At 67.3% G+C, this 12,953-nt stretch carries 16 protein-coding genes; 9 read left to right on the plus strand and 7 right to left on the minus strand.

All coding sequences use genetic code 11. The features are described from left to right. Positions 1–28: 28 nt before the first annotated feature. Both FM104_RS07205 and FM104_RS07210 read left to right on the plus strand, forming a co-directional pair. Positions 29–730, plus strand: coding sequence for a GntR family transcriptional regulator (locus FM104_RS07205; RefSeq protein WP_306298513.1), 702 nt, complete (start codon positions 29–31; stop codon positions 728–730). Next, positions 727–1,950: a pyridoxal phosphate-dependent aminotransferase gene (locus FM104_RS07210; protein ID WP_087130756.1), complete on the plus strand. Its 1,224-nt coding sequence runs from the start codon at positions 727–729 to the stop codon at positions 1,948–1,950. Before FM104_RS07205 ends, FM104_RS07210 begins: the two co-directional genes overlap by 4 nt. On the opposite strand, the gene FM104_RS07215 is transcribed toward FM104_RS07210, so the two are convergent. Both FM104_RS07215 and FM104_RS07220 read right to left on the minus strand, forming a co-directional pair. Beyond that, positions 1,898–3,103 carry an AAA family ATPase gene (locus FM104_RS07215; RefSeq protein WP_087130757.1) on the minus strand — a complete coding sequence of 402 codons (1,206 nt, stop codon included), beginning with the start codon at positions 3,101–3,103 and terminating at the stop codon, positions 1,898–1,900. The two genes, FM104_RS07210 and FM104_RS07215, sit on opposite strands and share 53 nt — an antisense overlap. Then, complete coding sequence (locus FM104_RS07220) at positions 3,100–3,714, minus strand: SAF domain-containing protein (RefSeq protein WP_087130758.1); 615 nt, start codon at positions 3,712–3,714, stop codon at positions 3,100–3,102. The genes FM104_RS07215 and FM104_RS07220 overlap by 4 nt, the downstream gene beginning before the upstream one ends. Positions 3,715–3,811: 97 nt before the next feature. Here FM104_RS07220 and FM104_RS07225 point away from each other — a divergent pair, with 97 nt between their 5' ends. Continuing rightward, entirely contained in the window at positions 3,812–4,090 is a 279-nt protein-coding gene (locus FM104_RS07225; protein WP_087130759.1) for a helix-turn-helix domain-containing protein, read from the plus strand. A 9-nt stretch (positions 4,091–4,099) separates the two neighbouring features. On the opposite strand, the gene FM104_RS07230 is transcribed toward FM104_RS07225, so the two are convergent. Beyond that, positions 4,100–4,696, minus strand: a complete 597-nt coding sequence (locus FM104_RS07230) for a hypothetical protein (protein WP_087130760.1) — start codon at positions 4,694–4,696, stop codon at positions 4,100–4,102. 156 nt (positions 4,697–4,852) lie between these two features. Here FM104_RS07230 and FM104_RS07235 point away from each other — a divergent pair, with 156 nt between their 5' ends. After that, entirely contained in the window at positions 4,853–5,248 is a 396-nt protein-coding gene (locus tag FM104_RS07235; protein WP_087130761.1) for an Rv3235 family protein, read from the plus strand. Positions 5,249–5,292: 44 nt separating this feature from the next. After that, positions 5,293–6,765 carry a sensor histidine kinase gene (locus tag FM104_RS07240; protein WP_087130762.1) on the plus strand — a complete coding sequence of 491 codons (1,473 nt, stop codon included), beginning with the start codon at positions 5,293–5,295 and terminating at the stop codon, positions 6,763–6,765. 65 nt (positions 6,766–6,830) lie between these two features. Here the strand turns inward: FM104_RS07240 and FM104_RS07245 are convergent, their stop codons facing one another. Beyond that, entirely contained in the window at positions 6,831–7,079 is a 249-nt protein-coding gene (locus tag FM104_RS07245; protein ID WP_071641453.1) for a WhiB family transcriptional regulator, read from the minus strand. Between the two features lie 202 nt (positions 7,080–7,281). Here FM104_RS07245 and FM104_RS07250 point away from each other — a divergent pair, with 202 nt between their 5' ends. After that, on the plus strand, positions 7,282–7,707 hold the full coding sequence (locus FM104_RS07250; RefSeq protein WP_087130763.1) for a hypothetical protein: 426 nt from the start codon (positions 7,282–7,284) through the stop codon (positions 7,705–7,707). 50 nt (positions 7,708–7,757) lie between these two features. On the opposite strand, the gene bcp is transcribed toward FM104_RS07250, so the two are convergent. From bcp to aroA, 3 genes are read right to left on the minus strand one after another with little or no spacing between them, the layout of a single operon-like run. After that, positions 7,758–8,234: a thioredoxin-dependent thiol peroxidase gene (gene bcp, locus FM104_RS07255; RefSeq protein ID WP_087130764.1), complete on the minus strand. Its 477-nt coding sequence runs from the start codon at positions 8,232–8,234 to the stop codon at positions 7,758–7,760. Between the two features lie 9 nt (positions 8,235–8,243). Beyond that, a complete protein-coding gene (gene rsgA, locus FM104_RS07260) occupies positions 8,244–9,287 on the minus strand; it encodes a ribosome small subunit-dependent GTPase A (RefSeq protein ID WP_087130765.1) in 1,044 nt (347 codons plus the stop codon). Continuing rightward, positions 9,284–10,609 (minus strand): 3-phosphoshikimate 1-carboxyvinyltransferase, encoded by a 1,326-nt coding sequence (gene aroA, locus FM104_RS07265; protein WP_087130766.1) that lies wholly within the window; start codon positions 10,607–10,609, stop codon positions 9,284–9,286. The genes rsgA and aroA overlap by 4 nt, the downstream gene beginning before the upstream one ends. Before the next feature lie 124 nt (positions 10,610–10,733). On the opposite strand from aroA, the gene FM104_RS07270 reads away from it, so the two are divergent. Genes FM104_RS07270 through FM104_RS07280 form a run of 3 tightly spaced genes read left to right on the plus strand, consistent with a single transcriptional unit; the run spans position 10,734 to position 12,893 of the window. Beyond that, positions 10,734–11,327, plus strand: coding sequence for a sigma-70 family RNA polymerase sigma factor (locus FM104_RS07270; RefSeq protein ID WP_087131188.1), 594 nt, complete (start codon positions 10,734–10,736; stop codon positions 11,325–11,327). Then, entirely contained in the window at positions 11,324–11,569 is a 246-nt protein-coding gene (locus FM104_RS07275) for a zf-HC2 domain-containing protein (RefSeq protein ID WP_087130767.1), read from the plus strand. Before FM104_RS07270 ends, FM104_RS07275 begins: the two co-directional genes overlap by 4 nt. Positions 11,570–11,603: 34 nt before the next feature. After that, a complete protein-coding gene (locus FM104_RS07280) occupies positions 11,604–12,893 on the plus strand; it encodes a GNAT family N-acetyltransferase (protein ID WP_087130768.1) in 1,290 nt (429 codons plus the stop codon). The last annotated feature ends 60 nt before the right edge of the window (positions 12,894–12,953 follow it).

Raw genomic sequence — 12,953 nt, forward strand, 5'->3', positions numbered from 1 at the left:
CGGTGGTCGAGGGGGCAAGGACGATCCTGTGAGCGGAGCAGACGAACGAGAGCTCGGATCCAGCCGCGTTGCGGCGTGGCTGCGCGACGCGATTCTGGACGGGGTCCGTACCCCGGACAGCAAGCTGATCGAGCGAGACCTCGCCGCCGAGTTCGGTGTGAGCCGAATCCCGGTGCGCGACGCGTTGAAGATGCTCGACGGCGAGGGACTTGTAGAGTTGCGCCCGCGCACGTGGGCCGTCGTTCGCGAGTTCACCGCGACTGACCTCGCAGACCTTGACGAGGTCAGACTGGTGCTCGAGCCGATGGCGTTCCGCCTTGCAGCAGAGCGTCGTCGCAGCGATGGGCTCGCTCGGCTACAGGCGGCAGTCGTTCTCGAGCAGGAAGGCGCTCGCCTCGGCGACAAGATGTTGTCCAGGCAGGCTGCGGTCGATTTCCATGAGATCGTCGTCGAGGTCGCCGGAAACCGTCTGCTGGCAGAGCTGATGGGCAGCATCCGCAGCCGCATGCGCTGGTCTCTCGTGCAGCACGACGACCTGCAGCACATCACCGCCGAACACGCCGCCCTCTACCAGGCAGTGCATGACCAGGATGGTGATCGTGCGAGCGCGCTGGCCATCGAGCACGTGGAGAGCAGCCGCCGAGTGCGTCGTGCATACCGGGAGCGCGCCGGGGGTGACCGTCGCACCGCGGACGCTGACCGTTCGCCGACCGGTATCCTGGGCGGATGACCCGGCGCACACTGGACCAGTCCTCGAAGCTGAAGAACGTTCTCTATGAGATCCGCGGCAAGGCACTCGTCGAGGCGGCCCGGCTCGAGGCTGAGGGGCATCAGATCCTGAAGCTGCACACCGGCAACCCGGCCGTGTTCGGTTTCGAAGCACCGCACCAGATCGTGCGCGACATGCTCGCCGCGCTGCCGACGGCGCATGGCTACAGCGACAGCAAGGGCATCATCTCGGCCCGCCGTGCGGTGGTGAGCCGCTACGAGGAGATCGACGATTTCCCGCGCTTCGACCCTGATGACGTCTATCTCGGCAATGGGGTGTCCGAGCTGATCACCATGGTGATGCAGTCGCTGCTCGACGAGGGGGACGAGGTTCTCATTCCCGCGCCGGACTACCCGCTGTGGACGGCGATGACCTCGCTGGCCGGCGGCACACCGGTGCACTACGTCTGCGACGAGGAGAACGGCTGGCAACCGGATCTCGAGGACATCCGCGCGCGAGTGACGCCGCAGACGAAGGCCATCGTCATCATCAACCCCAACAACCCCACCGGTGCGGTGTACTCGCGCGAAGTGCTGGAAGGCATCGTGCAGATCGCCCGGGAGAATCAACTGCTGCTGCTTTCGGATGAGATCTACGACCGCATCCTCTTCGACGAGGCAGTGCACATCCCCACGGCGACCCTCGCTCCAGACCTGCTGTGCCTGACGTTCAACGGCCTGTCCAAGACCTATCGCGTTGCTGGCTACCGCTCTGGCTGGCTGGTGGTCACCGGTCCGAAGTCGCATGCGAAGGGTTTTCTCGAGGGCATCACGCTGTTGGCCTCCACCCGACTGTGCCCCAACGTGCCGGCCCAGTTCGCTGTGCAGGCGGCACTGGGCGGAGTGCAGTCCATCGACGCGCTCATCGCCCCCACCGGGCGGCTGCACGAGCAGCGCGACATTGCCTGGGAAGGCCTGGAAGCCATTCCCGGCGTCAGCTGCGTGAAGCCGGAAGGGGCGCTCTACGCGTTCCCGAGGCTCGATCCGAACGTGCATGAGATCCGCGATGACGAGAAGCTCGTGTACGACCTGCTGATGTCCGAGAAGATCCTGCTCGTGCAGGGCACCGGCTTCAACTGGCCGACACCCGACCATCTGCGCGTGGTGACTCTGCCCGAGGCGCGGGTGCTCAGCGAAGCCGTCGAGCGGCTCGGGAACTTCCTCGCGAGCTATCGGCAGTGACCGCGGCTCGCGCGCCGAGGGCTGAGCACACTCGACCCACGGCAGATACGAGCTGCGAACGCGGCGCGACGTCGGCGATGGCGCGTGCGTGCAGCGCGGATGCATCTGCGCCGCGCTGATCGTAGGGGACGAAGGCGACGTCCTCGATCCCGGCGAACCGATTGAGCGTGCGCCGGATCTGCCCGCGCGCATCGATGCCGAGCGGACCGGGGCGCACGCGGTTTGCGACGACGGTGACTGGCGTACCGCCGAGAAGGTGCCGCAGCTCGGCGTACCCGCGGAGGAAGCGGCTGACGCCGAGCGGGTCCGCAGAGAGAACCGCCACCACGGCATCGACCTCCAGTAGCGTGGCCGTGGTGGCGGCGTGCCGCGCAGAGGGGCCGGGGTCGAGCGGGTCGTCGTCTTCATCGAATGCTGCAGAGACGTCGACGACGGTCTCGTCGAGCCAATGTCGGCATGCGGCCAGTGTCGTGCGCAGCCGACTGGCACCCAGCTCGGGCCATCGACTGGGGCGGTTCAGGCCGCCGAGCACCTCGAGGGTGCCACCTGATGTCTCCACCGGGGTGGACAGCCGCGCCAACTCAGCGACGTCCAGGCTGCCGAGTTCCGCACGTCGGCAGGCGGCTGCGAGACCGGGAGACTCGTCGCCGAGTCCGAGCTGAAGGGCGATGGAGGGGGCGACGCTATCCGCGTCGACGAGACCGGTGCGGCGCCCCGCGCGGCTCAACTCAACGGCGAGCTGGATAGCAAGGGTCGACCGCCCAGGCGCCCCGTGCGGACCCCAGACCGCGATCACTCGCGCCGGGTGATCGGGCGCGGCTGCGGCCGGCACCGCGCTCTCTGACAGGGACTGGATGATCTGCCAGGCGGGGGTGTCATAGGGGAGTGGCGCAGGCAATCCGAAACGAGAGACTGCTCGGGAATCGGCGGTGCCGATCGGCAGCAGGCGCACCCCAGCGCGATCGCACGCGCTGACCACTTCGGCCGTCAGTGCGTCGCGCGTCGGCACGATCAGCATCGCGTCGACCCCATCGAGGGCGACGTCAGGCAGCGTCTGCGGCTCGACCATTCGGACCTCGACTCCCTCGAGTTCCAGATCGGATGCCAGCATTCCCGCATCTTCGCGCGCAGCGGCGATGATGACCGTGGTCACGAGCCGCCCCCTGCGGGAATGATCGAGATCACGGAGCCGCCGGTGATCGCGGTGAGCACATCGGCGACCTCGGCGCGGTCGATCACCAGTTCGACGTCGGTTCGATTCTGGCTGAGCATGCCGTCTGCCTCGGCGACGGTGGCGACGGTCGCGTCTCCGACCAGGATGCGGGGCTTGTCGAAGGTGCGCCCATCCTTCAGCAGTGGCGTGTGCCACAGCTCGACGACGGTGCCCGGACCGACGCCGGCGGGGATGGCCGTGCTGTTGACCACCACCGTGGTTGTTCGCGAGCGACTGGCATCGCCGACGGCGGATGCGGGTACCAGCTCCCCTTTCGCGAGCGTGCGGGTGGCTACCGAACCGGGCTCGAGATCCTGCGGGGCGACGTAGCTGTCGGCGAGGGCGCCGAGCCCGACTTCGACCACCTGCAGGTCGGCGGAGCTGATCGTCTCACCCGGCACCACCGTGCGCGTCGCCTGCAGGACCGGCGTGGTCTGGCGCGACGTCGAGACGAGGAACCACACTCCGGCGATGGATGCGATGACCAGGACGATGCCGATCAGGAAGCGGATGTCGCCGAAGACGGGACGGCGGGCACGGGAGCGCGTCATGCAGCAATCGTCACAGATTCCGCTTCCGCGCCGAAAAAGTTATCCACAGGGAGTGTTCCCCGTCCTCCCTGGTCCCCAGGCGGGAGACAATGAATGCATGCCCGAAGCCTCCGATGCCACGCCTCGCTTTCTCGCGCCCGCCCAGGTCGCGGAGTTGCTGAGCATCGAAGTCGATGAAGTGATCGCTCTCGTGCATGAAGGGCGTCTGCGGGGTTCGCAACTCGGCTCCCCGCCGCGGTGGCGGATCGAAGAATCCAGCCTCGCTGATTATCTGTCGGCGCAGTCAGAAGAAGCGCGGCGCATGGCACTCTGGCGTCAAGCCCAGGAGGCGAGCTTCCCCGAGGTCTGGGGCACGACTCCTTATGGCCGAGACTGATTCACGCGCTCACAGCGCGGTGGAGGCTCCGCCTTCTATCCGCACCCACGCGATCGCCGTGAAGGGGATCATCCGGAAGCCGCGCACAGAGCGGGTGCGACGCGGTTCGCTCAGATCGTGCAGCGCGAGATCCAGGTGGTCTGCTCCCGCGCGATCGATCGTGCCCTGAACGGGATCTGCTCCGCGGGTACCGATCGTGACGGGCCCGCGGCGTCGGGCGAGGTCGCGCAGGATGAAACCGAACGACATCCGTGCGCGCAGCCCGGGCTCGACCCGTGTGTCGGCCACGCTCGACAGCAGGGTGCCATGATCGACGGCTGCGGATTCGATCGCGGTCACCGGGATGAGGCGCAGCCGTCGGTCATCGCCCGCGCAGACGCCGATCCAGTCGGCGCCGATGGTCTGCATGGAGGCATCCCACCGCTCTCCTCCGGTCAGTTCGAGCAGGAGTCTGCTCTGATCGCCGGCCATCGAGCGCAGCCGCTCGTGCAGGCTCAGCTTTGAGATGCGCAGCCGCTCGGACTCTGCATCCAGCGCTGCGCGCTCTGCATCCCACTCGGCAGCGAGTTGACCCTCCAGGTCATCGAAGAGGTGCTCCCATTCCACTTGATCGACAGTAGGGGATCACGAGCGCTGTACGAGAAGTTATCCACAGATTTTGCTGTCTTCCTTCCCGCCCCGGTGCTCGATGAGGTATTTTTTCTGGGAGTTCGCTACGTATTTCAGATATCGAGACGCACCACGGCCCGGGGGGATCGCGGAATGACAACGACGACATTGAGTGAGTACTTCGCACCGCAGCCCACGCCGGCATCACAGCTTCCGGACCCCGTCCCGCTGCTGCGAAGTCTGACGCAGGGCGTGCTGGAGGTTCTCGCCGGAGTCCGCGAAGTCGATCAACTCGCGCGCTGGTTCAGCGAAGACGCATTCCGAGTGCTCGTCACCCGCGCAAATCTTTCTGCCCGCGCGCGCAGCGCCCGAGGAATCGCTCCCGCGCGGCCGAACTTTCAGATCCTGTCGATTCGCGAAAGCGCACCGGCAGACGGCGTGATCGAGGCGGCGATCGTCGTCGCCGGGCCCGGCCGCACCCGCGCTGTCGCCGTGCGCCTCGAGGGCCTCGACGGCCGCTGGCGGGCCAGCTCCCTCGCCGTGCTCTGACCCCGCTGTCGGTGCCGGCTTCAGCCACGCTCTAGGCTTGGAGGGTGTCCACGCTCAGTGATCTCGTCCACGCCCAGGGCCGCCTGACCGATGCCGATGTCGAATGGCTGCATCGCCTCGCGGGGGACGGCCAGTTGCTCGCCGATCTCGCATCCGCGGATATCGTGCTGTGGATCGAGACCTCGGATGGGTCATTCATCGCCGTCACGCACTCGCGGCCGAGCGGTGCAGCGACGCTGTTCTACCGCGACATCGTGAGCGAGAAAGTCCGCCCCCAGTGGCGCACCCAGGTGCAGGCGGCCTTCGAATCGGGCGAGATCGTCGACTCCTCGTCTCCGGACTGGTTCGAGGAGACGCCGACGCGTGTGCGCGCGGTGCCGATCGTGCGCGATCAGGGCGAGCGAGTCGTGCTCGGTGTGCTCACCCGGCACACGAACCTCGGTGAGGCGCGGATGCCATCGCGTCAGCAGATCAGCTTCGATGAGTGCGCCAACGACCTGATGCGCATGATCTCGTCGGGGGAGTTCCCCGACCTGTCCGCCCCCACGGCTCCCCGCCGCGGGGCCCCGCGTGCGTCGGATGGGCTGATCCGGCTGGATGTCGACGGCATCAGCACTTTCGCGAGCCCGAATGCGCTGTCCGCCTTCAACCGGATGGGCTTCGAGGATGAGCTGGAGGGCGAGTCCCTCGCCGAGGTGACAACGCGGATCATCCCGCCGTCCAGGCAGGTCGATGAGTCGCTTCCCGTTGTCGTCACCGGTCGCGCGCCATGGCGCACCGATATCGAGGCACGGGGCGTCACCGTCTCGCTGCGAGCGATCCCGCTGAAGGATCATGGAACGCGGGTCGGGGCGATCGTGCTCTGCCGTGACGTGTCAGAGCTGCGCCACCAGGAGCAGGAGCTGATCACCAAGGATGCGACGATCCGCGAGATCCACCACCGGGTCAAGAACAATCTGCAGACGGTGGGCTCGCTGCTGCGCATCCAAGCCCGCCGCACGCACTCCGACGAGGCCCGCGATGCGCTGACCCAGGCCATGCGGCGGGTCGAGGCGATTGCCGTCGTGCACGACACCCTCGCCAGCGGACTGTCGCAGACGGTCGATTTCGACGAGGTCTTCGACCGTGTGCTCAAACTCGTCGCCGAGGTGGCCGCGGCTCCCAACACACGGGCCCGCACCCAGCTCGAAGGACGCTTCGGCGTGCTCCCCAGCGAATACGCGACCCCGCTCGCCCTTGCGCTCACCGAGGTAGTGACCAATGCGGTCGAGCACGGACTCGCCGGGCAAGAGGGCATCGTCAGCATCGCCGCCGAGCGCACCGATGAGATTCTTCGGGTGACAGTCAGCGACAGCGGGCATGGGCTCGCCGAGGGGCGAGTCGGTCAGGGACTCGGCACGCAGATCGTTCGAACACTGATTCAGGGCGAGCTGAGCGGCAGCATCGACTGGAAGGGCAGCCCGGGCGAGGGCACGCAGGTGACCATCGAGATTCCGATGCGATGGATTCTCGCCTGATCGGATGCAGAAACGCGGGCCGCGCCGAAGCGGGGCCCGCGCAGGTGCGTGCGGTCGGCGGTGAGTCAGCCGGCGCGGCGTGCGCGCGCAGCGCGACGCTTGAGGGCGCGACGCTCGTCTTCGGAGAGACCGCCCCACACGCCCGAGTCCTGACCGGACTCCAGTGCGTACTGCAGACAGATCTCGGTCACGGTGCAGGTGGCGCACACGGCTTTCGCCTTCTCGATCTGATCGACGGCCGGTCCGGTGTTCCCCACGGGGAAGAACAGCTCGGGGTCGACAGTCAGGCAGGCAGCTTTATCGCGCCAATCCATTTACGGGCTCCTCAGATATCGTTTCGGTGTGGGCGTCCACTTTCGCGGCGCTCGAATTCGGGAGCCGATCGGGGTCGGCTACCCTGGTGATGCGAGCTTTACGCTCGCCCCACTCCGATGTGGGAGCACATGGCCTTGACCATTGTGTTACATAAACCATCTGAAATCAAGGGTTTTTTGCCAGCTCTTGGGAGGAGTGCACGTGCGCGCATCGGGACCCGCTGTTGCGGCGGCGATCGTCTTGGCGGCAGAGGGCATCGCCCTCGCCGTCGTCTGCCTGCTCGAGCTCTTCGCGCTCGGCGCGGGGGAGGCCTCATCGACGGTCGGGGGCATCGCGATGATCGTGCTGACCCTCCTCGCAGCCGGTGCGCTCATCGCATTCGCGTATGGCACGCTGCGCCGCGCATCGTGGGCGCGCTCGGGCGCGATCGTCTTCCAGGTGCTCGGCATCGCGCTCGGATTGGCATCACTGAGCATCGACCCCGTTCCCTGGCTGTTCACCCTCGCAGTCGGGGGCACGGGCGTGGTCGGACTGGTGCTGCTGATCGCCGCAGTCCGCAGAGACGGCGGGTCAGACCCGCGCCTGCAGAGCCGCGGCTACGACGGGCACGACGACCTCGACGACTGACACGGCTTCGACCGTGAACAACTCGGCCGTGCGCGGCGCCGGTGGAGCGATCAGGCGTCGAGGCCCAGCGTCTTGCGCAGTCGTGCGACGTGTCCGGTCGCCTTCACGTTGTACTGAGCGTGTTCGATGATGCCCTGCTCGTCGAGCACGAAGGTGGAGCGGATGACGCCCTCGACGACCTTGCCGTAGTTCATCTTCTCGCCCCAGACGCCATACGCCGCGTGCACGGCGTGGTCGGGATCGCTGAGCAGATCGAAGGGCAGCCCATCGCGCTCGCGGAACTCGCGCAGCTTGGCCGGTTCATCGCGGGATACGCCCACCACCGTGTAGCCCGCGCCCTGCAGCGACGCGATGCTGTCGCGAAAATCGCATGCCTGCGTGGTGCAGCCGGGCGTCATCGCAGCGGGGTAGAAGTACAGGATGACTTTCTGACCGCGCAGATCGGCGAGCGAGACGGTCTTGTCGTCCTGGTTGAGCAGGGCGAAGTCAGGGGCGGGGGTACCGGGCTCAAGGCGTGTATTCGTCACCCTTTCACCCTAGCCGCGGAACGTCGTCAGCAGTCGCTGCAGGGACTCCAGCCGTGACCGGCCGATCTCGTTCAACCGTCCGTCGGCTGCGGCCTCGTTGAGCGCGCAGTCGGCGGCGTCGGCAAGGTGCGTGCATCCGCGCGGGCATTCTTCAGCGATCGTCGCGAGCTCGGTGTACGCGGCGAGGATGTTGGCGGGATCGACATGGCCGAGTCCGAACGAGCGCACACCGGGTGTATCGATCACCCAGCCGTTCCCTTCCTGACCCGAGTATCGAAGCGAGACGGTGGACGACGAGGTGTGGCGTCCACGCCCGGTCACCTCATTCACATGCCCGGTGGCACGATCGGCGGTGGGGACCAGCGCATTGACGAGCGTCGATTTACCCACGCCCGAGTGCCCCACGAAGACCGTGGAGTGACCGACCAGTGCGGCCCCGATCTCATCGACGGGCATCTGCTCACGGGCGCTGGTGAAAACCGTCAGATCGAGCCCGTCGAAGTGGGCGAGGAAGGGCGCCGGATCGGCGAGGTCGGTTTTCGTGACCACGAGAAGCGGGCGGATGCCGGCATCCAGCGCGGCGACCAGATAGCGATCCACGAGGCGGGCGCGCGGTTCGGGATCAGCGGCAGCCACCACTATCAGCATCTGATCGGCATTGGCGACGATCACCCGTTCGACCTGGTCGGTGTCGTCGGCGCTGCGCCGCAGCAGCGATGTGCGCTCGACGATGCCGACGATGCGCGAGAGCGTGCCGGCGTCGCCCGACGTGTCGCCGACGATACGTGCACGGTCGCCGGTGACGATCGGCGTGCGTCGCAGCTCGCGGGCGCGTGTGGCCGTCGCGGTGTGCTCGTCCGGCTCGTCCTCGCCGAGCAGCACGTTGTAGCGGCCTCGGTCGACACCGAGGATCCGGGCGATCTTGGCATCCTCATGCGCCGGCCGGCGCTTGGTGCGCGGCCGGTTCGCCTTCGGATTCGGGCGAGTGCGGATGCTGTTCTCGTCGAACTCATCGAATTCGTCGAGGTCATCGTCGTCGCCCAGCCAGCTCACGCGTTCGCGCCCTTCAGCATCCGCTCCCAGAGAAGCGTGAACTCGGGCAGCGTCTTCGCCGTCGTGCCGATATCGTCGATCTCGACGCCGGGCACGCGCAGACCGATGACCGCTCCGGTGGTCGCCATCCGGTGATCGTGGTGTGCTGGCCATGCGCCGCCGTGCAGCGGCTTGGGGAAGATGCGCAGACCGTCCGGAAGCTCCTCGGCCTCTCCGCCGAGCGCCCGCAGGTTGCCGATCAGAGCGGCGATGCGGTCGGTCTCGTGCGTGCGGATGTGGCCGACGCCGCGGATCGTCGTCGGACCGTCGGCGAACGCCGCCAACCCGACGATCGTCGGAGTCAGCTCGCTCGCCGCCGATAGGTCGAGGTCGAGTCCGCGGATGCTGTCTCCGGCGCGCACGGTGAGCGCGCCGCTGTGACGGCTCGTGTGCGCGCCCATGGCGTGCAGGATCTCGGGCAGGAGCGCGCCCGGCTGGGTGGAATGCAAGGGCCAGCCTGCGATCGTGACCTCGCCGCCGGTCACCATCGCCGACGCCAGGAATGGTGCGGCGTTGGACAGGTCGGGCTCGATCGCGATGTCCTTCGCCCGAGGAATGCCGGCCTCGACGAGCCATTCGCCGACGGCGGGACGTTCGATGCGGATGCCGCGGCGACTGAGGCACTCGATGGTCATGTCGATGTGCGGCAGGCTCGGCAGATGGTCGCCGGTGTGCACGAGGTGTAGGCCCACATCGAAGCGGGGTGCAGCCAGCAGCAGGCCGGACACGAACTGACTCGATTCCGAAGCATCGATCTCGACGCGACCGCCGCGCACGCGGCCGTGACCGCGCACAGTGAACGGGAGCGACCAGGTGCCCTCGTCATCGACGTCGACGCCGAGATCGCGCAGACCGCTGATCAGGGCTCCCATCGGGCGGTGCAGCGCGTTGGCGTCTGCGGTGATGTGCACGTCGTCGGACGCCAGACCTGCCAGCGGCGCGATGAAGCGCATGACGGTGCCTGCCTGGCCGCAGTCGACGGTCGCGCCGCCCCGCAGCGGGGCCGGGGTGATGATCAGGTCCGGCCCGAACTCACCATCCGATGCCGCTTCTTCGATTCCGACGCCGAGCAGTCGAAGCGCGTCGATCATGCGACGCGAATCATCGGAGTGCAGCGGGCCCAGCAGACGTCCGGGCCCATCGGCGATCGCCGCGATCATCAGCTCGCGGTTGGTGAGAGATTTCGACCCTGGGATCGTCACGGAGGCGTGCACAGGCAGGTCGACATCCGGCGCGCGGTACGAACCGCGGGCGGGGGCAGGGGAATACCGTTCAGTGCTCATCGGTTCTTAGCCTAGTGAAGGCTGCGACACGCGGAGAAAGAGGTGACAGATGTCAGTGATGGTCCTGAACCCGCGGGCCACTCTCTCCGCTGTCGAGACGCTGGCCCGCCTAGACTGGCCAGTGATGGACGAAACAGCTCCCAGTGACCCTCGACGCGACTTCGAGGAGCAGGCGATCCCCTTCATGGATCAGCTCTATGCGGCGGCGATGCGCATGACGCGCAATCCCGCTGATGCGGCTGACCTCGTGCAGGAGACGTTCGTGAAGGCGTACGGCGCATGGTCGTCGTTCACCCAGGGCACGAACCTGAAGGCGTGGCTCTACCGCATCCTGACGAACACGTACATCAACATCTACCGCAAGCGTCAGCGCGAGCCGTACCAGGGCACCATCGACGAACTCGAGGACTGGCAGATGGGCGGTGCGGAGTCGACGACGGCATCGCACAGTCGATCGGCAGAGGCTGAAGCGATCGATCACATGCCGGCATCCGTCGTGAAGGATGCGCTGCAGGAGGTGCCCGAAGACTTCCGTCTCGCGGTGTACCTCGCCGACGTGGAGGGGTTCTCCTACCAAGAGATCGCCGACATCATGAAAACCCCCATCGGCACCGTGATGAGCCGTCTGCACCGTGGCAGGCGGATGCTGCGGGAGCTGCTGGCCGACTACGCCGCGGAGCGAGGAATCGTCGCGGCCGAACCGAGGAGCACGAAATGAGCGACTGCGGCTGCGAGAAGGCGCGTCGGGATCTGGAGGAGTACCTCCGCAATGAGGTGTGCAACACCGAGCACACCGAGATCCGTGAGCATCTGGAGAACTGCGTCTCCTGCACTGACGAGGCCCTGGTCGCCAAGACCCTCACCGAAGTCGTGGCCCGCGCCTGCAGGGAGACGGCTCCCGAAGAGCTCCGTGATCAGGTTTTTGCGCGCTTGCGAGCACTGCAGAGCGCCGCGCACTGAGCGATATCTGTCGTCACCCCCGTAGTCTGGGATGATGACAGCACCGGAAGATCGCTCCGTTCCCGTCGACCCAGAATCGCAGCGCCGCCTGCGCGACCTCGGCCTGGATTACCGCATCGCCGACATGGCGATAGATGCGGATGCCGAAGGTTTCCTCCGTGCAGATGCCCGTGGCTTCCTCGATGAAGACCCGACGGATGCCGCCGCGGCAGAGCTGCGCGAGACGATGCGCGCGCGCCGCAACATCGGCGTCTACGACGAGACTGCCGGCTCCTGGCCGATCGCCACCGTCAACGGCTGGCGGACGGCGATGACCGTGCCCGGTGGTGAGATCGACATGTGGGCGATCAGCTCGGTCACCGTATCCGGCACGCACCGGCGCCGGGGCATCGCGAGAGCACTGCTGGAGGGGGAGCTGCGGGCGGCATCCGCTGCGGGCATCCCTCTGGTGGGGCTCACCGTGTCCGAGGCCACGATCTACAGCCGGTACGGGTTCGGATCCGCCGTTCCTGTTGCGAACCTGACGATCGACACGCAGCAGACCGGATGGGTCGGTGCGCCCGTGCCTGGCCGCCTTCTCTACACCGACAGGGCGACTCTCGCAGATGACCTCGAGCGTCTGCACGAGGCTGCTCGCTCCTCTCGCTCCGGTCAGGTTCAGGGGTGGCGCGGCAGGTGGGAGCGGATGGCGGGGCTCTCCGTCGCCGACAAGGACGCCAGCAAGGTGCGCGGCGTCCACTATCTGGATGCCGACGGAACGGTGCGCGGCGCGATGGCCTATACCGTCGACGAGATGCCTGGCACGTTCCGCTCCGAGCTGAAGATCCGCACGATCATCACGGAGACGGATGAGGCGCTGCGCGCTCTCTGGCAGTTCGTCGTCCAGCATGACCTCGTCGACCGGGCGAGTGTCGACCTCAGGCCGACCGACGACCCGGTGCACTGGCTGGTCGCCAATCAGCGAGCGATCACCACCCGTGTGCACGATCACGGCTGGCTCCGGGTGCTCGACGTGCCCGCCGCGATCGAGGCGCGCTCGTACAACGCCGCCGCCGACGTCGTCGTCCGCGTACAGGATGCGCTGGGCTTCGCCGACGGCACCTGGCGGGTGCGCATCGCCGACGGCGCGGCGACGGTCGAGGCGACGGATGCCGCACCGCAGGTCACACTCGGAGTGGTCGAGCTCTCGGCCGTCTACGCCGGTGGAGAGCCGCTGCTGCGTCTCGCCGCGGCCGGACGCGTGCAGGGCGACAGCGACGCTGTCGCCTCGCTCAGCCGGGCATTCCGGGCTGATGCGGCTCCGCTGCTCGGCATCTGGTACTGACGCGCACTCCCTCGTCGAACAGCGGATGCCGCGCCTCCCGTTCGGGAAGTGCGGCATCCG

Source organism: Microbacterium esteraromaticum, from assembly GCF_900163815.1.
Taxonomy (GTDB): Bacteria; Actinomycetota; Actinomycetes; order Actinomycetales; family Microbacteriaceae; genus Microbacterium; species Microbacterium esteraromaticum_B.